At 35.6% G+C, this 18230-nt stretch carries 21 protein-coding genes; 17 read left to right on the top strand and 4 right to left on the bottom strand.

The features are described from left to right. Nucleotides 1–62: 62 nt before the first annotated feature. Complete coding sequence (locus IJF99_RS08635; RefSeq protein ID WP_292794309.1) at nt 63–638, top strand: TMEM175 family protein; 576 nt, start codon at nt 63–65, stop codon at nt 636–638. 15 nt (nt 639–653) lie between these two features. After that, nucleotides 654–1190, top strand: a complete 537-nt coding sequence (locus tag IJF99_RS08640) for a flavodoxin family protein (protein ID WP_292794311.1) — start codon at nt 654–656, stop codon at nt 1188–1190. On the opposite strand, the gene IJF99_RS08645 is transcribed toward IJF99_RS08640, so the two are convergent. Genes IJF99_RS08645 through IJF99_RS08655 form a run of 3 tightly spaced genes read right to left on the bottom strand, consistent with a single transcriptional unit; the run spans nt 1191 to nt 2937 of the window. Beyond that, entirely contained in the window at nt 1191–1838 is a 648-nt protein-coding gene (locus IJF99_RS08645) for a hypothetical protein (RefSeq protein ID WP_292794313.1), read from the bottom strand. It lies immediately after the preceding gene. Continuing rightward, the gene (locus tag IJF99_RS08650) at nt 1831–2370 is read right to left on the bottom strand and encodes a TIGR00730 family Rossman fold protein (RefSeq protein WP_292794315.1); all 540 of its coding nucleotides are present in this window, start codon (nt 2368–2370) and stop codon (nt 1831–1833) included. Before IJF99_RS08650 ends, IJF99_RS08645 begins: the two co-directional genes overlap by 8 nt. Before the next feature lie 9 nt (nt 2371–2379). After that, nucleotides 2380–2937, bottom strand: a complete 558-nt coding sequence (locus tag IJF99_RS08655; protein ID WP_292794317.1) for a DUF2115 domain-containing protein — start codon at nt 2935–2937, stop codon at nt 2380–2382. A gap of 74 nt (nt 2938–3011) precedes the next feature. Here IJF99_RS08655 and IJF99_RS08660 point away from each other — a divergent pair, with 74 nt between their 5' ends. The 11 genes from IJF99_RS08660 (at nt 3012) to IJF99_RS08710 (ending at nt 12398) form a co-directional block, all read left to right on the top strand. Then, nucleotides 3012–3656, top strand: coding sequence for a hypothetical protein (locus IJF99_RS08660; RefSeq protein ID WP_292794319.1), 645 nt, complete (start codon nt 3012–3014; stop codon nt 3654–3656). A gap of 55 nt (nt 3657–3711) precedes the next feature. Further along, nucleotides 3712–4179, top strand: coding sequence for a hypothetical protein (locus tag IJF99_RS08665; protein WP_292794321.1), 468 nt, complete (start codon nt 3712–3714; stop codon nt 4177–4179). 115 nt (nt 4180–4294) lie between these two features. Beyond that, nucleotides 4295–4744, top strand: coding sequence for a nickel-responsive transcriptional regulator NikR (nikR, locus tag IJF99_RS08670; RefSeq protein WP_292794323.1), 450 nt, complete (start codon nt 4295–4297; stop codon nt 4742–4744). Nucleotides 4745–4769: 25 nt separating this feature from the next. Then, entirely contained in the window at nt 4770–5537 is a 768-nt protein-coding gene (locus tag IJF99_RS08675; protein WP_292794326.1) for a methyltransferase domain-containing protein, read from the top strand. A gap of 8 nt (nt 5538–5545) precedes the next feature. Continuing rightward, nucleotides 5546–6028: a hydrogenase maturation peptidase HycI gene (hycI, locus tag IJF99_RS08680; RefSeq protein WP_292794329.1), complete on the top strand. Its 483-nt coding sequence runs from the start codon at nt 5546–5548 to the stop codon at nt 6026–6028. Then, entirely contained in the window at nt 6025–7119 is a 1095-nt protein-coding gene (locus IJF99_RS08685) for an acetyl-CoA carboxylase biotin carboxylase subunit family protein (protein WP_292794332.1), read from the top strand. Before hycI ends, IJF99_RS08685 begins: the two co-directional genes overlap by 4 nt. Before the next feature lie 66 nt (nt 7120–7185). Beyond that, nucleotides 7186–8268 (top strand): phospho-N-acetylmuramoyl-pentapeptide-transferase, encoded by a 1083-nt coding sequence (locus IJF99_RS08690; protein ID WP_292794335.1) that lies wholly within the window; start codon nt 7186–7188, stop codon nt 8266–8268. Nucleotides 8269–8763: 495 nt separating this feature from the next. Continuing rightward, on the top strand, nt 8764–10191 hold the full coding sequence (locus IJF99_RS08695) for a Mur ligase family protein (protein WP_366931264.1): 1428 nt from the start codon (nt 8764–8766) through the stop codon (nt 10189–10191). 61 nt (nt 10192–10252) lie between these two features. Further along, nucleotides 10253–10696: a hypothetical protein gene (locus IJF99_RS08700; protein ID WP_292794341.1), complete on the top strand. Its 444-nt coding sequence runs from the start codon at nt 10253–10255 to the stop codon at nt 10694–10696. Next, nucleotides 10696–11961 carry a hypothetical protein gene (locus tag IJF99_RS08705; protein WP_292794344.1) on the top strand — a complete coding sequence of 422 codons (1266 nt, stop codon included), beginning with the start codon at nt 10696–10698 and terminating at the stop codon, nt 11959–11961. Before IJF99_RS08700 ends, IJF99_RS08705 begins: the two co-directional genes overlap by 1 nt. A 5-nt stretch (nt 11962–11966) precedes the next feature. Further along, nucleotides 11967–12398: a DUF356 domain-containing protein gene (locus IJF99_RS08710; protein WP_292794347.1), complete on the top strand. Its 432-nt coding sequence runs from the start codon at nt 11967–11969 to the stop codon at nt 12396–12398. On the opposite strand, the gene IJF99_RS08715 is transcribed toward IJF99_RS08710, so the two are convergent. Then, a complete protein-coding gene (locus tag IJF99_RS08715) occupies nt 12399–12893 on the bottom strand; it encodes a multiprotein bridging factor aMBF1 (protein WP_292794349.1) in 495 nt (164 codons plus the stop codon). It lies immediately after the preceding gene. 181 nt (nt 12894–13074) lie between these two features. Here IJF99_RS08715 and IJF99_RS08720 point away from each other — a divergent pair, with 181 nt between their 5' ends. The 4 genes from IJF99_RS08720 to IJF99_RS08735 all read left to right on the top strand — a co-directional run bounded on the left by IJF99_RS08720 (nt 13075) and on the right by IJF99_RS08735 (nt 17657). After that, complete coding sequence (locus tag IJF99_RS08720; RefSeq protein ID WP_292794358.1) at nt 13075–14313, top strand: proteasome-activating nucleotidase; 1239 nt, start codon at nt 13075–13077, stop codon at nt 14311–14313. Between the two features lie 132 nt (nt 14314–14445). Beyond that, the gene (locus IJF99_RS08725; RefSeq protein ID WP_292794351.1) at nt 14446–15408 is read left to right on the top strand and encodes a PH domain-containing protein; all 963 of its coding nucleotides are present in this window, start codon (nt 14446–14448) and stop codon (nt 15406–15408) included. Between the two features lie 8 nt (nt 15409–15416). Continuing rightward, nucleotides 15417–16613: an NAD(P)/FAD-dependent oxidoreductase gene (locus IJF99_RS08730; RefSeq protein WP_292794354.1), complete on the top strand. Its 1197-nt coding sequence runs from the start codon at nt 15417–15419 to the stop codon at nt 16611–16613. A 6-nt stretch (nt 16614–16619) separates the two neighbouring features. Continuing rightward, the gene (locus IJF99_RS08735; RefSeq protein WP_292794356.1) at nt 16620–17657 is read left to right on the top strand and encodes a TIGR01177 family methyltransferase; all 1038 of its coding nucleotides are present in this window, start codon (nt 16620–16622) and stop codon (nt 17655–17657) included. The last annotated feature ends 573 nt before the right edge of the window (nt 17658–18230 follow it).

Below are 18230 nucleotides of genomic sequence, written 5' to 3' on the forward strand. Positions count from 1 at the left end.
AATTTCAACCACTTAGTTATGAGATAGAAAAAAATTTTAACATCTCTTAACAATTTATATTTATGGAAGGAGAAAATTTCATTAACACTAATCGTTTAGAAGCATTCTATGATGCGATTATTGCAATTATAGTGACAGTTCTAGTTTTGGAATTGCCTCAACCTGCCACTTCTTCATTAGCAGCTCTTTTAGCAATAAAAACTTCATATTTTTCATATTTGATTAGCTTTTTAGTCTGCACAAACCTATGGTTGTATCATCATCTGATATATAATCATGTTGAAAAGATTAACACGAAAATCATATGGCAAAACATTGTCGTATTATTGATTGTATCTCTGATTCCATACCTAACAGTATTTGTAGCAAATAATCCCTTCTCGCTACTTGCTCAAGGGTTATATGGTCTGGATTTTATTCTGATGAATGTTTTCTTATATTTCATGGCGAAATCTTTAATTGATGCAAATTCGGACAAACAAGAATTAGAGGAAGTATTGGATGTAAAAAACGCTTTAATCATTCCGTTAATCCTATTCACTATAGGTTTAGTTATAGCATTTTCAGGCTATCCAATGGCAATAAGCATTTGTTGTTTAATAACTATAATCAGATCAATATTCTATTCTCTTAAATAAATTTCGGTGGTTACAATGGAAATATTAGTTCTAAAAGGAAGTCCAAATAAGCAAGGCTCTTCAAATATGCTTGCAGAAAATTTCATCAAGGGAGCAATTGAAGCCGGTCACAATGTAGATGAAATTGATGCGGCTCATGCGGATATCAGTCCGTGTATTGGCTGTATTCATTGCGGATATGAAGGCGAATGCGTATTAAGTGATGATATGGATGGATTTAGGCAGAAAATCCTCAATGCAGACATGCTGGTCTTTGTAACTCCATTATATTATTACGGAATGTCCGCCCAACTTAAAACATTGATTGACAGGTTCTGTTCAAGAAATTTCTCTATTCAGCAAAAGCGCATGAAATCAGTGTTGCTAACGGTAGCATACAACTCTGATGATTGGACATTCGATGCACTGGAAGCGCATTATGATACATTGGTCAGATATCTAAATCTGAATGACTGCGGCAGGGTCTTGGGTTATGGCTGCGGAACCCCATCAATGACAAGGTTTTCCAAATATCCTGATGAGGCTTATGAATTAGGGAAAAATTTGAAATAATCATTTCAAAACAATTGATTCACATATCATTTCAATCAATAGCTTGTTTATGGGATTTCTAAAAGATAAAGGATGTTCCTTTTGATAATCCAAACTTAAAGGCAACACTCGAAAATTGGACATGCACCGGTCAGTTGACCTTAACGCAAAATAGGCCTTATATTCGCCGTCGAAAATATTGACCATCAATCCGAGATCCTCTGTTCTTTCATGTCCTGAAATTCCCTCTTCAGCATAAATTCTGAATTTTTTAACATTGTCTGATGTTATCAGGACATATTCAACCATGTATTCCAATTCATCATCATCCAAATCATAATCGTCATATTCGATTATCTCTTCACAGGCACTGTCGGGCACAATTATGTTGGTTGCACAGTATCCAAGGGAGATATATATTCCGTCATGGTCCAGTGCTTTTGAAATAATGTCGAAATATAAGTTATCCAATGGTTGTGATTTATAGGGGTTTCCAAGGATTTCGGGAACTGTGTGGGTGAGGCCTCCCTCTTCAATTACAGTACAGTAAAAATGCTCTTCACCAAGGTATCCTGCGGTTGATGCCTTTTCTATGGTTTTTTTAATGTCAATGTTGTCGGCGTTTTCCATTTTTCGCGCTATCTTTAAAGCATCTTCATCGCTAATCATTTTCACACCTTAAAAATTCGAATATTTCTTCGATTGAACCGGCAACCTTGAAAAGTTCCTGCTGTTTGTAGAGAAATCCTTTCTTTGCCATTTCATCAATCATTTCAATCATCTTATCAAAGAAATGATTAATATTGAATATGATGATTTGCTTATTGTGCTGTTTTAATTTCCGAAGGGTAATTATTTCAAAAAATTCATCTAAGGTCCCTATTCCTCCGGGACTGATTATAAAGGCATCCGAATTTTCTAAAAATTTATTTTTTCTCTCATCCATTGTGCTGACGTAAATGAATTCACTGCAATTTTCACACAACGGCTCAAACTCACCGATCCATTCAGGAGCTATTCCAATTGATTTTCCATCGTTGTCATGAACGCCTCTTGCACACGCACCCATCATTCCGGTATCTCCTCCACCAAAAACAAGTGTATGGCCTTCATCAGCAATTCTGCAACCTAATTTATATGATTCATCTGTATAAATCTCATCAATTTTTCTACTTCCTGAACCATAAAGACAAATATTCATTGTATCACCCTAAATGTCCGGTGTCTGCTCTGCAAGGCATAAATGACAAATCGCATCAGGATTGTCATTCTGATTTTCTTTTACAGGACAGAAATATTCTCCATTTCTCTCTTCGACAAACAGGCTTCCGGGAAATTCACTTCCTACAGGATGAATAGGTTCCTCTAAGATAAAAGTGGTGTAAAGAGCAGTAATCACATAAATCAATGCGAACTTATCGTCCTGGCTTCCAAGGTTTCCTTCCTTTTCTTTTTCAAATGTTTTTTCAAGCATTGGAAACGATTCATCAAATGCGGTCTTATCAATGGCCAAGTCGACATAATCCTCTTTTTCCTTAACCTCTTTCATACGCATGATAAAGTATTTGATATAAATTTTCAAGTATTTTTCACGGTAACTGGCCTGAACGTATTCTCCGTCTTTTCTCATACGTGCTGTAGCCAGCATTAAATCGTTGACTGAGATGATGCGAGCATATCTTTTGAGAATTTCCATTATCTCGGATTTTAAAATTTCATCGCTTGGAGATAATTTTCTAAGGTCAACCAGTATGTCTTCGGGTTCCATATATTAAGTTATTAAATTTATAATTAATAAAAACTATTAATCACTTTAACACAATAATTATATTGAGGGAGAATATGGCTGAAGATTTTATGGAGATTTCAAAACCCGATATTGAAAATGTTGAAAATGCTTTGAAGATGAACAGTGACTACAAGTTGAAAAGTTCCAAATTCAATGTAAGTTCATTTGAGAAATCTAAAGACATAGTATTGATTCAGTATGTTGCAAATGTCGAAAATGAGCTTGTTTTTAATACTTATGAGGAAAACGGCAAGTATTATATATCTTCCACCTTTGAATTGTTTATGGACAACATTATAAACGGCAATGTTTCAAGGGATGTTTTCCAGTCCGTCAGCAGCTATTTCCATAATGTAATTGAAAATCCAGACAATGATTTTGCCGAAGAAAAAGATGAGCTGATTAATTTTCTGGTTTTAACTGAGGAATATGACAGGAATCAACTTGAAGATGATTTAAATCCTGATAAGATCCTTGAAGATTATAACGGGGACCATGAAAAAATTTACGCTGACGAATCTTTAAATAGGGTTCAAAAGAGTTTGGCCCTAAAGGAGCTTGTTCACATGTCAATCTGTCAGGTGGTGAATGACATTGATTTATTTTTCACAAGGCCTTCAGATTTGACTCCCGAAGAAATTGCCGAGAAGAACAAACAGGAAGCGAAGGCATTTCAAAATGAATTGCAACTATCCTAAAATTTAAGTATTAAATTGTAAATAAATATTATTATCAAATGAGTGAACTGATTATATGATTACTATTACCCGTAATGAGGAAGTTGTTCTAAATCAAGTAAAAATATTCAATATTGAATATCCGGAGGGGATTCCGATTAGTTTACTTAGAAAAGAGCTGGGATTTCATGAATATGACCTGGTTCAGATATTGGAAGAACTTCAGGATAAAGAATTGGTTATTTTTAAAGACAATAGGGCAAGTCTGTCTGAAAGCGAAAAAGAGGTTAATACGGTCAATTCCAAAAAAGATTTGGAAGAACTTGAATTGAATCAGAAAGAAAAGGATTCATATAAGCTGATTCAGGATTTGGTTGATGATAAAAATCTGATTTCAAAATACACCTTAGAGGGGCATTTGTTGTATGGAGATTTGAAACTAAGTAATTTCAGAATGTACCATATAATACTGTCTCTTCAAAATAAAGGGCTTTTAAAAACAATAACTAAGGACGACGGCGAATATTATTTGCTCGTTGAATAATATTTTTTATATATTTCTTAATATCTAAGTATTATTATTATTCATTTTAATCATAATATTTATATAACTTAAAAATTATAATACTAAATAATATTGAAGTTTTGATGTGTTTTTTATGATGAGAATAAGTATGTCACTACCTAAAAAATTACTAGCAGATTTTGACGAAGTACTGAAAGAGAGAGGATACCAATCTCGTTCAAAGGGAATTCGTGATGCACTTCAAGATTACATTGTAAGATATCAATGGATGAATTCAATGGAGGGGCACAGAATAGGTATCATAACAATTATCTATGATCACCATTACACCGGGGTTATGGAAAGCCTTGCAGAAATCCAACACAGCTTCAGAAATGAAATCAATACCAGCATGCATATTCACATGACTGATAAATACTGTATGGAGATTGTAGTTGTAAATGGGGATATTGCTGAAATTCGTGATTTAACCGAAAAAATAATGAGATTAAAAGGGGTTGAACACGTAAAACTTACAAGTACAGCTAACGGAGAAGATTTCAAAGAACCTGGTCACTCACATGACCATCCGCACACCCATTAAATCTTCTTTTTTTACTATTTTTTTTATGAAATTCAAAGCCACTTCTTATCATTTTGATTTATTGAAAGATAATGACAGATTATCTGTTCTTTATGAAGCTATCAGAGATTATAATCAAGGCACTGATTTGGCATATGACTTAGGCTGCGGAAGCGGCGTCTTATCATATTTCCTAAGTTCAAAATTCAATGAAGTGATATCCATAGAAATCGATCAAAAAGCTTTTAGATGTGCTGAGGAAAATCTACTGGATTTCGATAATGTTCAAGTCATCAACAGCAATGTGCTGGATTATGATTTCACAAGAAAGGCGGATTTGATTGTCTGTGAAATGCTTGATACCGCACTAATCGATGAGGAGGAAATTCCTGTTTTGAATTTTGCAAAAAGATTCCTGAAGGATGATGGGAAAATCATTCCACAGGGCATCATAAATACCGTGGAGTTGGTTCATCTTGAAAGGCATCATATTCATTGGGATGAAGGTGCCAATTACGAAACGCTCTCTGATGAAGTGGCATATTCGCAATTTGACTTTTTAGATGATATAAATCCCGAATTCAAAACAGAACTTAAACTGAAAGCAAATAATGATGGATTAGTTAACGGATTAAAGATTACCACCTACACTAAACTCAATGAAAATCTGATTGCCGGGCCATTGCCAATGTTAAACCCACCTTTATTGATTCCATTAGATGAAAAACATATAAATGTAAATGATTTTATAAATGTTGAAATAAAATATATTATGGGAAATGGGATTGAAAGTATAAAAACTAAATATTTATAGGTGGTAATTTGACCTTTAAATCTCAATTGAATGGTTTTTTATCAGATTGTGAGAAATTAATAGTTTTAGGCGTCGGTAATGAACTTAAAAGTGATGACGGTGTTGGTCCGTTCATCATTAAGAAGTTAAAAGACGAAAGCATCGAAAACAATAAACTGTTATTCATCGATGCGGAAACTGTACCTGAAAACTTCACAGGAAAGATTAGAAAAGAAGAGCCTACACATTTAATCATTGTAGATGCATGCCTAATGGACTCACATCCCGGTGATATGCAAATCGTTGATAAGGACGATTTTGCAAATATTGGGATTTCAACCCATTCAATGTCTTTATCTTTCTTTGTGAAATACCTTGAAAAGGACACAGATTTTAAAATTATATTTGTTGGAATTGAGCCTGAAACTATGGATTGGGGAGAAAGGCCAACACCCAAAGTTGAGGAATCAGCCAACGAATTTATAGAAATATTAAAGGGAATTATATTATGAAATTATTATTTATCGGTTCAAGATTATATGATGATATTGATTGGTATGTCAAATCTAAAGACATAGAAAGTGTATTGACTGAATCTAACGAAAATGCAATCAATTTGGATTTGCCGGATCTGGTATTCATTGTCCCTCGCGGAATGGAAGGGCCTAAGCAGGTTGCATTAATGCAGAATGTCGATGCTGTCGTTCCATTGATTGGAATCGATCCGCCATTAATCGACGTTGCCCATATGAAAGAGGAACTCGAAGAGGAATACGGCATACCTGTCATTGCCGCGGGAGTTCGTGCAGTTGAGTTAACATCCGATAAGATCAAAACCAAAGGATTCTACACAGAAATCGATGTGGCAACTCCGAAATATCAGATTTTAGACAGTCCTGATGAGTTAACTATTGATTTTCCTGTCGTCTTGAAACAGGGCGAAGGCCAGGGCGGAAAGGACATTAAGGTTGCCAATTCTGCTGAGGATGTCGAAGAATATTTCAACCAATTCGATCATGCATTATGTGAGGAATTTATTGAAGGGGCAGAGATATCCATTGAAGTTTTAGGTTTCAACGGCGAATATGTGGCATTGCCTCCAATATACAAAGGTGAAACTACTTTGGAAGGAACTCATCCGTTAAACAAAACCAAAACCGGACCGTGCATGGTTGAAGGTTTGGACAATAACCTTATACAGCATACCGCATATAAAGTGGCTAAAAATTTGGATTCAGACGGAATATTTGAAATGGATTTCATGTATTCCCGAAAAAACGACCAGCTATATGCTATTGAGGTTAATACCAGGCCTAACGGTACAAGATATTTGACTACAGCCACTTGCGGCGTGAATTCATTATGTGAACTGGTGAATATGGCAATAGGCGAGTTCAGTCTAGCCGATATTTCAGATAAGCTCCAATATTTCTATTCAACTGAGATTCCAATAGGTAATTACCAAGGTCCAGAACCTAAAAAACCAGTAAAATCTTTTGAAGCGAATGATTTTGTTGTACATGGTCCTGAAGGCTACCAGAGAGTCACAGCAAGAGCAAAATCAAAAGGGGAACTTGAAAAATTGGTTGAAAAATTAACATGATTTGTGTTATAAGTTATAATTATATAGTATTACAAATATAATTATCTAATAGTTTTAAAGATTTTATTGCGTGGTAGAATGAATAATATTGAGATGTTAATTCTTTTTTTAATAACCCTGTGTGCTTCAATATTTTTCACATGGTATATTAAAAGAATTTTGTTGCAAGCAAAAATTACGGATAATCCTATAGTCAGCGAACATAGATTTAAGAGCGGAACTCCAACAATGGGAGGTATAGCATTCTTATTTACCAGCTCTCTGATTATAGCATTATATTTCAATGATGTTCCGATTCTTCTTGTATGTTTCATGATGATTATTGGAGGAATAGTGGGATTGGTTGATGATTTAATCGGACTAAAGGTTAAAGAAGTTCAAAAACTTGTAGTAAACATTTCAAATGAAATCATAACATTGGGAAGATTGGATGTTCAACCTAATGAGGAAGTGCGCGTTGCAACTCCAAAAGCAAAAGCGGAAGTAGAAGGACTACTTGAAGAAGGCAAAGTTGAAGTGATAGGTGAAGTTCCAATCAAAACAGAACCAGAAGAGCTTGAAAAGATCATCTGTCAAATTGTTTTAGGTTTATTCTTAGGCTTAACAGGAGCTGTAACAACTTTGAGCGGATTCGCTTTGGGATGGCTGGCAATTCTAGTCTCCATCATTGCCGTTCTAGGATGCATAAATTCCGTAAACCTTATTGACGGAATGGACGGTTTGGCAGCAGGCATTGTTGGAATTGCATCACTTGCATGCTGTATTTATGGAGATTTATTCGGACCGTCAACAATTCTCCCGCCATTTTTAATAATAGCAGGAATCTCTTTCGGATTTTTAGTATTCAATAAATACCCTGCCAAAATATTCATGGGAGATACAGGATCATTTGTTTTAGGCGCAGGTTATGCCACAGCAGTTTTAATAGGAGATATTCCATACTTCGGTGTTCTCGCATTGGGAGTGCCTGTCCTTTCAGTGGTTGTCAGTCTGTTGCATAGGGCACATATCATCAAATTGCCTGTGGAACCTCTGCATCACACATTAAACCATTACGGCATGTCCGAAATTAAAATTGTGCTTACCTATTGGGGAACCACTGTTCTACTATGCGTCATCGGAATATTAGTTAAGATGTACTTTTTCTAATCTTTTTGGGAGGATAAAATGGATATTCAAGATTTGGCTAACTCTATTAATGGAAAACTTTACGGTAATGATGATTTCTTTTCCATTGACGGATTTACAGGAAAAATAACTTTTTTACATGATGCTCATACGGGAGATATTGTTATCAGAGAGGAAATAGACTCCACAGGTGTTGAAATGGCATTCAACAAAAATATTGCATGTCTCATAACACCTAATCCTAAAGATGGAGCCATAGAAACCGCTCAACGTTTAGGTTTCCCGTTAATTGTTATAGATAACATAGAAATCGCCAGGGAATATGTCGCCAAGCGCTCACAGGAAAATGAAATGAACAACAGGAGTTCAGATACTATTCACAATATTGTTCAGCAGGTTGAGGATAAAATAAGCAGTGCGGATGATCTCCTGTCCATTGGAGGAATCACTGAGAAAATTCCATTCATAGGCAATGATGATAAAGAAAAACTTCCAGATAACGGATTAGATAATATAATGGATTTGGTCAGTCAGGTTGAAGGAGAACTTGTCGGCAATGTTGATTTCTTTTCCATTGAAGGATTTACAGGCAAATTCACTTTTTTAAATGATGCCCATACCGGCGACATTGTCATCAGGCACTGGATTAACGACAAGGGTGTTGAAATAGCCTTCAATAAGAATATTGCATGTCTTATCACACAGACTCCTAAAGATGGAGCCATTGAAACCGCCAAACGTTTGGGGTTCCCGCTAATAATTACAGATAAGATAGAACTTGCAAATGCATTTGCGCTTTCACATACCGTAAAGAAATATTCTCCAGATTCAACCAATGTGGTTATCACAGGCACAAACGGAAAGTCAACCACTTCACATTTAATTTATCATATTTTAAATAACGCCGGTTATCACGTTCTTACCAATACCGACAGCGAATCTGAATTCAATACATTAATCGATCCGATGGTTTCCAAATTAATTTCAGATGAGGTCGTTGCTAATGGGAAACTCGATTATCTGGTGATTGAAGTATCGGAAGTCCAGGGATGGCTGGAAAAATTAATGGAAAATCATGCCGCACTGATGAGCGAAGCCATCAGGCCTGAAGTGGGTGTTATAACCAACATTGCAATGGACCATATAGGTCTTGTAAATTCAATTGAGGATGTCTTCAATGAGATAAAAGCAGTTCCGAAGGCCATAGGTGATGGAATAACTATTCTAAATTACGATGACGAGCTTGTAAGAAAGCTTGATGCCAAAAATCCGTTTTACACATCAATGTATCCATTAAATGAGAACAATTCCGTTTATTTCGATGGAAAAAACATTGTTTATGATAATAATCCGATTTTGTCAATCGATGAATTGCCGTTTAAAGGAAATCATTTCATACAAAATATTCTATCAGCTATTGGAGCATGCATATCCTTAAACATTGACATTGATAAAATCATTGAGGGAGTTAAAACTTATAAAGCACTGAATAGAAGATTTGCTAAATTATATGATGAACCATTGATTTATGATGATTTTGCGCATAATCCTGATGGAATCAAAGCAACAATATCTGAAACTCTCAAATTACTTGCGAAAAATCAGAAATTACATGTCGTTTGTGCAATCAGAGGTTCCAGAGGAGTTGAAATCAATCAGCTGAATGTGGATGCACTGGTTGAATCAATGAATGATGATATTGAATTGTATCTGTCCTCAAGCAATGATGTTGTAAACGATTTGAATTTCGTTGAAGAGGATGAACGTGAAGTATTCTTCAACACTTTAAATGACAATGGCATTGATTTTACTCATTTTTATAATTTAAATGATTGTTTAAAGGAAGTTTATGAAAAAGCCGATAAAAAAGATGTTATTCTGCTGATTGGTGCTCAGGGAATGGACCCTGCGGAGTCCCTTTTAAAGGACATAATAAAAATTTAAATATCATATTAAGTTAATATAATAAATGTATAATTTATTCTATTTAGGATGAGGATTAAACATGTTTATAAAGATTAGAAGAGACACATTAATTATTTTATTATTGGCGTTCATGTTAATTGTATGTGGCCGTTTAATCACATACGTTGCATTTGCTTCTTCTGAAGACATTAATGATGGTACTCCTATTTCAGGGATTATTGTTAAAGGCAATGATATTGTCCCCGTGGATTCCATCAGAGCTAATGTAATGCAGGCCGGTTTTAGGGACGGTAGTGTAATATATGGTGATGTTTTAAAAACTTCTAAAAGAGAAGTTTCACTACAGGATGCGATACAGACGGCGCAAGAATTTGCAACATGGTCGACAGTGCCCGGTACATCTATTGAACCGATTACCGCAGCGGATGTGCAGGTAGATAGAAATACCGGTGTTGTAACTGTAACTGTTATTGAAGACTTTTCTTCTGTAGAATTTGAAAACTCAACAAAAGGGGTGACTTAATGAAATTTAAAAAGTTCCACACCTTTGCTGTTGCTTTAATTATACTTTTAATGACCATGAGTAGCGTTGCAGCTACCTGTAACATAATTATCATCACTGACCCTACAGGAAGCGACCCTAATGGGGCTGCAGCCGGAAGTATGTCATTTGCAGAAAACATGTTTCAATCAACATTTTTAATGTCTAAAAACAACCATTTTGCGGTTCTTTCCGGGGGTACCGGTAGTTCCGACACAAGGTTGGAATCTATTGTTGATGCAGTAGCAAGCCTGGAGAATAACGCATCAGCGGCATCCGCCGCAGCATCTGCAAGTCAGTATAAAGGGGCCCGTCTCTTAGTTGGAGGCCCAAGCATGGGTGCGGCTATTGGAGGATCTTTTGATGCATATGTTATCACAGTGGATGAATACAGCAATGACATTAAAGTCACTCCATATTCCAGTGGTGTTGCAACATTGCAGCCTGGTCAAAAAGGAGCGATTATCCACTTGAGGAATACGGAAGGAAATCCGATGTACGGTACCGCTAATTCCGTTAGAAAAGAAACCGCAATGAACATTGGAAAAATGATTAGGGACGGATATCCTGCTACCACAATTCTTTCAGAAGCTTTAGGGGAAGTAGCTAAAGACGCCGGAGAGAAATACGGTGGAGGGGGAGTTAATCTAGTTTCAGGAATTTCCACTACAGACATGTTCACTCCTCGTGACATGAACGAAAGCGGTTATCCTATGGATGAGGAATATTCAAAGGTCTGTGACGACTGCGGATGGGCTATTGGTTATCCTGCAGCCGAATCCTATGATAAATGTCCAGTTTGTGGAGCGGACCTTAGGATTGTTTACGCTTATGAGGCTTTAGGTAACGCGTTGACAGTTAGTCCTAATGCGGTCAGTGTCTCAGTTTATGGAAGTGACAAGCCGGGATTGGCATCAACCACATCCGAAATTGTCATTGCATCAGTTGGAAAATATGGATATGATGCATCAGCTATTGCCGGTTCCATTAACAGAGGAATAGACAACGGAATTTTGATGGGTGTTGATCATGTCGAACCTAAGGATATCAATGTAAAACAAGGTTCTAAAGCTGTTGGAGTTTATTATAATGCCCTTCCGGGTGATAGGTCTTCCCCGCCATGGAATTTGCCTATTGACGGTAATATATTGAATATTTTAGGAAGTATCCAGACTGCTGTAGGTATTATATTAATCCTTTTAGTTGTATTCAGGTCCAGATTGTTAAAGTCATTCCAAAGCAGGTGATTTTCATGGCATTGATATTAGTTAGGGGAGAGAATAATTCTAAATTGCTCAGCACAATATCTGATATGGAACAGCATGGCAACTTGACTCTAACATCCAAACCTAAGGTTATTGACCCTTCTTTTGCAGATAATCTCGTTGAAGGAATTTTAAATTCAAAACTAAAAACCCATTCCAATGTAGCCATTGCATTTTTTGTAAAGGAGGATACAACCTTAAGCATAATGCAGGTTAAAAAAATTCACCCTCCTGCTCATGTGGTTGTTGTAAGCGATGAATATGGGGCATATTCCAAATTGGAATATGTTTTAAATAATGCTGATGATTTCAATGGATATCATTCCGTAAAGGCTTTCAATGATGGAATGATTGATTATAAAATAAATAAAAAAGAAAGGCATATTAAAAATGATAGGTTGAATAGCTATACCAAATAGCTATTTCCTTTTGATTTTCATTATATTGCCTAATGTTCTTTCTCCGGATGAGCTATTGATAAACTGATTCAAATCAATGTTATCAACTTCTTCCAGCAGTTTAATGTTCAATGCTTTTTCTAATTTTTTTGTAAGCTTATTGTCAGGGGTCATTTTGCCGGTTTCAATTCTGGTTATGACTGAAACCCTTTCGTTAATCTTTTTGCCCAAATCTTCACGGGACCAGTTCTTGGATTCCCTGGCTTTTCTAACTTCAAGACTGAAGTCTTCAATAAGCTCTTCTGTCGGTTCTTCACTTCGGGTGTATGCTCTATTGCGGGTGTTTGCCGGTCTTCTGGATTTGTTATCTTGTTTTACAAATTTTGGTTTAGGTGGTGTTTTTTGAATTGTACCGAGTTTGGAACACTCTTTGCATACAACCATAACTGATCCTTCAATTTTTGCTCTAATTGGATTGTTTTCGGGTACGGGTTTACCGCAGATTTCACATTCCATTTTAATCTGTTCCTCTATTTTTCTTATTTAATAATATATTATTTGTATTATATAATTTTTGTTAGTATAGGATAAAATGAATACCTTTAAATACTTTAAAGTTACTAATTGTTATTAAAGTAACATGTTGTAGAAATAAATTAACTAACTGGAGATGATTCACATGGATGATTTTAACGATTTGGAAAATTCTTCAAAAGAGGAATTAATGGAACAAGTTGAATCCTTAAAAGAGGAAATTGTCCTTTTAAGAGAAGAAAAATCCAAAGCTAAAAGTAACTTAATGTGGAAAGTTAGGAAATTAGAAAAGGATAAAGTCCTAATTGAAAATGAAAAAATTAGGCTTGAAAGAGAAACTAAATCCTTAAGATCAGAAGTTGATAGATTCCGATCCCCTCCTTTAGTACTCGCTACTATTACAGAAGTTTTAGATGATCACAGAATGACCGTGAAAAGTAGTACTGGTCCTAGTTTTCTTGTTAATTACTCAAAATTCTTAGATGAAAAATTATTGGTGCCTGGTTCAAGAGTGGCCCTAAATCAACAGACTTTCGGTATTGTGGAGGTATTGCCGTCCGAAAAAGATGCAAACGTATCCGGAATGGAAATAGAAACAAAACCTGACATTACCTATGATAAAATCGGCGGTTTGGAAGAGCAAATCATTGAAGTTAAAGAAACAGTTGAGCTTCCATTGACCGAACCGGAATTATTCGAAAAGGTTGGTATTGAACCTCCTAAAGGAATATTGTTATATGGTCCTCCTGGAACTGGAAAGACACTGCTTGCAAAGGCGGTAGCCAATGAAACCAATGCAACATTCATTAAAATAGTCGCTTCCGAATTTGTTAAAAAATACATCGGAGAAGGGGCAAGACTCGTTCGTGAAGTATTTGAACTTGCAAAAGAAAAAGCTCCTGCCATCATATTCATTGATGAACTGGATGCTGTAGCAGCCAAAAGGCTTAAAAGTTCAACCAGCGGTGACAGGGAAGTTCAAAGGACCCTGATGCAGCTCCTTGCAGAACTTGACGGATTCGAATCAAGAGGAGACATTGGAATTATCGGTGCAACTAACAGACCGGATATTTTAGACCCTGCACTATTGCGTCCGGGCCGTTTCGACAGATTCATTGAAGTTCCACTTCCAAACATTGATGGAAGACGCGAAATTCTTAAGATCCATACCAAAAACATGTCACTGGATGAGGAAGCTGACATCGATTTGCTTGCAGAGCTGACCGATGAGCTGTCCGGTGCAGATTTAAAGGCGGTATGTACTGAAGCAGGAATGTTTGCAATTCGTGATAAAAGGGATAAGATTACTGTAGATGACTTTATGGATGCAATCGATAAGGTTATGAGCAAATCCAAGGAAGACGAATTGTTTAAAACAGAAGCCGGAGTAATGTTCGGTTAAATCTTATAAAATAATAAGCCTATGATGAACCCTATGAGCTCTGATTTGTGATGAATGATGGGCGAGCTGAGGCTTATTTCAATATCTTTTTTTTACTAAAACTTTATTTAAAAGTAAATTCAATGTATAATTATGTTATTTAATAATAATGATGGAAGAACCGCTGATAGAATACTCTATCAAACCAAGCCCAATATGCTTTTGGGCTGTAAAAAAGCTATTTTGGGAGTCTTATTATTAATAATCATACTGTCCCTTTCACCTGTTGCCATCAGATTCATCGGACAAATGCAGGTCTATTTGATATCATATGTCAAACTCCCGTTAACCAGTTATATAGCTATCGCTTTTTTTGTCATCATTCTTATTAATGTTATTTATATAATCTGGCAATTGGTGGGCTGGTATTCAATTGAATACACCTTAACTGAATCCAAAATTATTATCAAATCAGGTATATTGTCCACAAAGAAGAATTACATGCCTTATGCTACAATTCAGGACATCAATACTTCTCAAAATATTCTAGAAAAGCTATTTAATGTGGGATCTGTCTCTGTATTCAGCGCTTATGACAATAATTTAATGGAGTTGAGCAATATTTCAAACCCGTCAGAGGTTGAGGAGATAATATTCTCAAGAATGGTAGGGTCAAGAAGCTTTCAGGCCCCTCCACAGAGATTCCCTCAACACAATCCTCATGAGGGGATGTTTTCATCTGAAGAGGATTATATGGGAAGAAATGACTATTATGATGATTATGATGTTATCACTCCGATTACTCATGAGAGCAATTTTCCTCCAAGGAGGGAATATGAGTATTACCCTGAAGATTTTCCGCTAAATGACCGTGGCAGGCATAAGTATGACTATGAGCCTTATGATGCGGGATACGGCAATCGCCAAAACCGTCCTTCTCAAGACAATTATTATAATAGAATAAGTGACGAGTATTCATATGGCGATGATGATTACTATCAGAATAATGAAAGGGAAATCTATTATGAAGAAGTAACTGAAGAAGTTCCGCAAGATGCTGTGGAAGATATGTCTGAACAGGCAATCAGAAGACATTTTGATAAATTTAAAAAATAAGGTATAACATGAGTTTTGATTATGATGCGGTAATTGTTGGGGCAGGTCCTGTCGGCTCGACAATTTCCTATTATCTTGCACAAAATGGACTGAATGTTGCAATCATCGATAAAAAAAGGCAAGTCGGATATCCCCTGCAATGTGCAGGAATTCTAAGCAAACACATATTTGAAAAAAATGAACTGCCTGATGAAGTTATTCTGAATTCTGTCAAAGGCGCATTTCTTCATACAAATGAGCATATCCTCAATGTTGAGAAACGAGAAGATGTCGCATACATTATTGACAGGATATCCTATGACCTGTTTTTGTTGAATCGGGCTGTTGAAAACGGTGTTGAACTCATCAATAATAAGGTAATTGACATCAATGCCGAAAAGGGAATAGCCTATTTTTCCAATGGTGAGCAAATCACTTCAAGGGTTATTGTCGGATGTGACGGATACAACTCCATAGTATCATCGGCAATTGGAAACGACCATAAAAATTTCCAGGCATCACAGATGCTTGTTTCAATAGATGAAGAACTCATGAACGCCTTTAGAAAATCAGATAAGCCAACTGATGATTATGTTGACACATACCTTTTTGAGGATATTCTTCCGGGATTTTTATGGGTCATCCCATTGAAATATAATCAGTATAGGATAGGATTATTCTCAAATCAATCCCACAGGCAGCAAAACGTTTTCTTAATGGATTTTCTTAAAGAAAATTTTTCTTCTTATGAAATAATTGAGAAATATAAGGGTTTCATCCCAATCTATAATAATAAGAATCTTTTAGTCAGGAACAGGGTGCTTCTGATTGGAGATGCAGCATCACAAGTAAAGCCGACCTCCGGAGGAGGACTGATTATTGCATTTGACAGCTGTAAGATGGCAAGCGGATACATTAAAAAATCCATTGAAAATGATGACGTATCTGCACTGAAGGGATATCAGGTAGAGTTTGACAAAAAATATTCAAAAGAATTCAGCTATCAGTTCAAAGTGCAGAATACACTCAATCTGCTGAATGATGCTGACCTGGATTATTTCTTTGAAAAATTAAGGGAAAATGACTGTGAAGAGATAATATCTGAGTATGGGGATATGGATAATCAGTCTCGGTTAGTAAAAGAATTTATAAAAAGAGGTTTAATATTTAAAATTATTCCAACATTCCTCTTTAAAAAAGTAGTGAATATATTTGGATTTAGGTGAATTTTAATGGAACTATTATGCATACAATCACAGGAACACCCAGAATTGCCTTTAGCTGAACTTAAAGCAGTAATGGAATGCGAAGATATTGACGCTGCAATAGATGACGTGGCTGAAGGTTTAGTTGTTCTGAAGGACATATCCGATGATAAAATAGAGGGATATTATAAGATTTTAACTAGAAGGCTGGGCTATACTCATGAGGTCCATGAAATGATTATCAAATCCAATACTGAAAAATTGGATGAGGATATAAAAAGCGTTGACTGGTCAGAATATATTGACGAAAATTTCGCGGTTCGCGTAAAAAGGCTGCATTCTCAAATCGATACTGTAGCCACTGAAAGGCGAATAGGAACCCTTATTTTGGAAAACAGTGAAAATATTAAAGTTAATTTATCCAAACCGAAAACACTTATTAGAGTGGCCGCTTTTGAAAATGACTTATACATAGCAATTGAAAGGTTTAAATTGAATAAAAAACATTTTGAGAAAAGCAAACCTCATAAAAGACCATTCTTCTATCCGGGGTCCATGAATCCTAAACTTGCAAGATGCATGGTTAACCTGTCAAGAATTAAAGAAGGGGAATTATTGCTTGATCCATTCTGCGGCACCGGAGGAATACTTATCGAAGCGGGATTGATAGGATGTAAAGTTGTCGGTTCCGACATTTACTGGAAAATGCAAAACGGCACTGCCATAAATCTTGATTATTATGGAATAACCGATTACAGGACATTTCATCTAGATGTTCGTGAACTTAAAATGTATGAAAAGGTAGCCAGCGTGGTTACAGACCCTCCTTACGGCATATCCACATCAACAGGAGATGTTGACGGTGAGGAGATCTTTAAGGAATTCTTTTATTCAATCTATGATAACATGAGGGATGATGCGTACCTGTGTATGGCTTCACCGCATTATGTGGACTTGAATCCGATGGTTGATGAAGTGGGATTTGAGATTGTGGAGCAGTATGGCATCAAAATGCATAGAAGTTTGACAAGAATCATTTCTGTTATAAGAAAAAAATTGGATTAAGGGATAAGTTTATATACTACTTATTTATTTTTTTGTTTAAAATGGATAAAAACTTATTAATTCTCTTTAATTTTATTATTTTCATTTAAAATTTTTTTAATTCAACTTTTTTCGTATTATAAAAATTTTTCATATTTTTTTATCAATAATATTTATTGTTTAGTTTATAATTAATTTATATTTTTTGAATTTAATTATTGAGCATTATTTGTTATTTTTTTTATATTTAATAAATAATTGCAATATTTTTTAATTAATTTTGTTAATAAAATTTGTCTGTGTAATAGATGTGCTATATGTTTATGGCGATGACCTAAGTATTATTGTATGGAACAATTTTTACTATGATGGTTGCTTTCCACATGTAGCTATACATTTGTGAGTACTTGAATTTTCTCAAGTATGATGTTGGTTTTGTAGTATGTGGTGAATTAGTTACAAACTAGTTTAGTGTAATACTCGTCTATATTTAGCGTACTTCATAATACTTTATACTATTATGTCTGTTATGTGTTCAATTCTGTTTGATCCTGGCAGATGCTACTGCTATTGGGATTCGATTAAGCCATGCAA

Source organism: Methanobrevibacter sp. (genome assembly GCF_017406825.1).
Taxonomy (GTDB): domain Archaea; phylum Methanobacteriota; class Methanobacteria; order Methanobacteriales; family Methanobacteriaceae; genus Methanocatella.

Excerpts from the sequence above, each read along its gene's own strand:
- IJF99_RS08635 (WP_292794309.1), top strand. The coding sequence starts at position 63 with ATGGAAGGAGAAAATTTCATTAACACTAATCGTTTAGAAGCATTCTAT.
- IJF99_RS08640 (WP_292794311.1), top strand. The coding sequence starts at position 654 with ATGGAAATATTAGTTCTAAAAGGAAGTCCAAATAAGCAAGGCTCTTCA.
- IJF99_RS08645 (WP_292794313.1), bottom strand. The coding sequence starts at position 1,838 with ATGATTAGCGATGAAGATGCTTTAAAGATAGCGCGAAAAATGGAAAAC.
- IJF99_RS08650 (WP_292794315.1), bottom strand. The coding sequence starts at position 2,370 with ATGAATATTTGTCTTTATGGTTCAGGAAGTAGAAAAATTGATGAGATT.
- IJF99_RS08655 (WP_292794317.1), bottom strand. The coding sequence starts at position 2,937 with ATGGAACCCGAAGACATACTGGTTGACCTTAGAAAATTATCTCCAAGC.
- IJF99_RS08660 (WP_292794319.1), top strand. The coding sequence starts at position 3,012 with ATGGCTGAAGATTTTATGGAGATTTCAAAACCCGATATTGAAAATGTT.
- IJF99_RS08665 (WP_292794321.1), top strand. The coding sequence starts at position 3,712 with ATGATTACTATTACCCGTAATGAGGAAGTTGTTCTAAATCAAGTAAAA.
- nikR (WP_292794323.1), top strand. The coding sequence starts at position 4,295 with ATGATGAGAATAAGTATGTCACTACCTAAAAAATTACTAGCAGATTTT.
- IJF99_RS08675 (WP_292794326.1), top strand. The coding sequence starts at position 4,770 with ATGAAATTCAAAGCCACTTCTTATCATTTTGATTTATTGAAAGATAAT.
- IJF99_RS08685 (WP_292794332.1), top strand. The coding sequence starts at position 6,025 with ATGAAATTATTATTTATCGGTTCAAGATTATATGATGATATTGATTGG.
- IJF99_RS08695 (WP_366931264.1), top strand. The coding sequence starts at position 8,764 with ATGGATTTGGTCAGTCAGGTTGAAGGAGAACTTGTCGGCAATGTTGAT.
- IJF99_RS08700 (WP_292794341.1), top strand. The coding sequence starts at position 10,253 with ATGTTTATAAAGATTAGAAGAGACACATTAATTATTTTATTATTGGCG.
- IJF99_RS08705 (WP_292794344.1), top strand. The coding sequence starts at position 10,696 with ATGAAATTTAAAAAGTTCCACACCTTTGCTGTTGCTTTAATTATACTT.
- IJF99_RS08710 (WP_292794347.1), top strand. The coding sequence starts at position 11,967 with ATGGCATTGATATTAGTTAGGGGAGAGAATAATTCTAAATTGCTCAGC.
- IJF99_RS08715 (WP_292794349.1), bottom strand. The coding sequence starts at position 12,893 with ATGGAATGTGAAATCTGCGGTAAACCCGTACCCGAAAACAATCCAATT.
- IJF99_RS08725 (WP_292794351.1), top strand. The coding sequence starts at position 14,446 with ATGTTATTTAATAATAATGATGGAAGAACCGCTGATAGAATACTCTAT.
- IJF99_RS08730 (WP_292794354.1), top strand. The coding sequence starts at position 15,417 with ATGAGTTTTGATTATGATGCGGTAATTGTTGGGGCAGGTCCTGTCGGC.
- IJF99_RS08735 (WP_292794356.1), top strand. The coding sequence starts at position 16,620 with ATGGAACTATTATGCATACAATCACAGGAACACCCAGAATTGCCTTTA.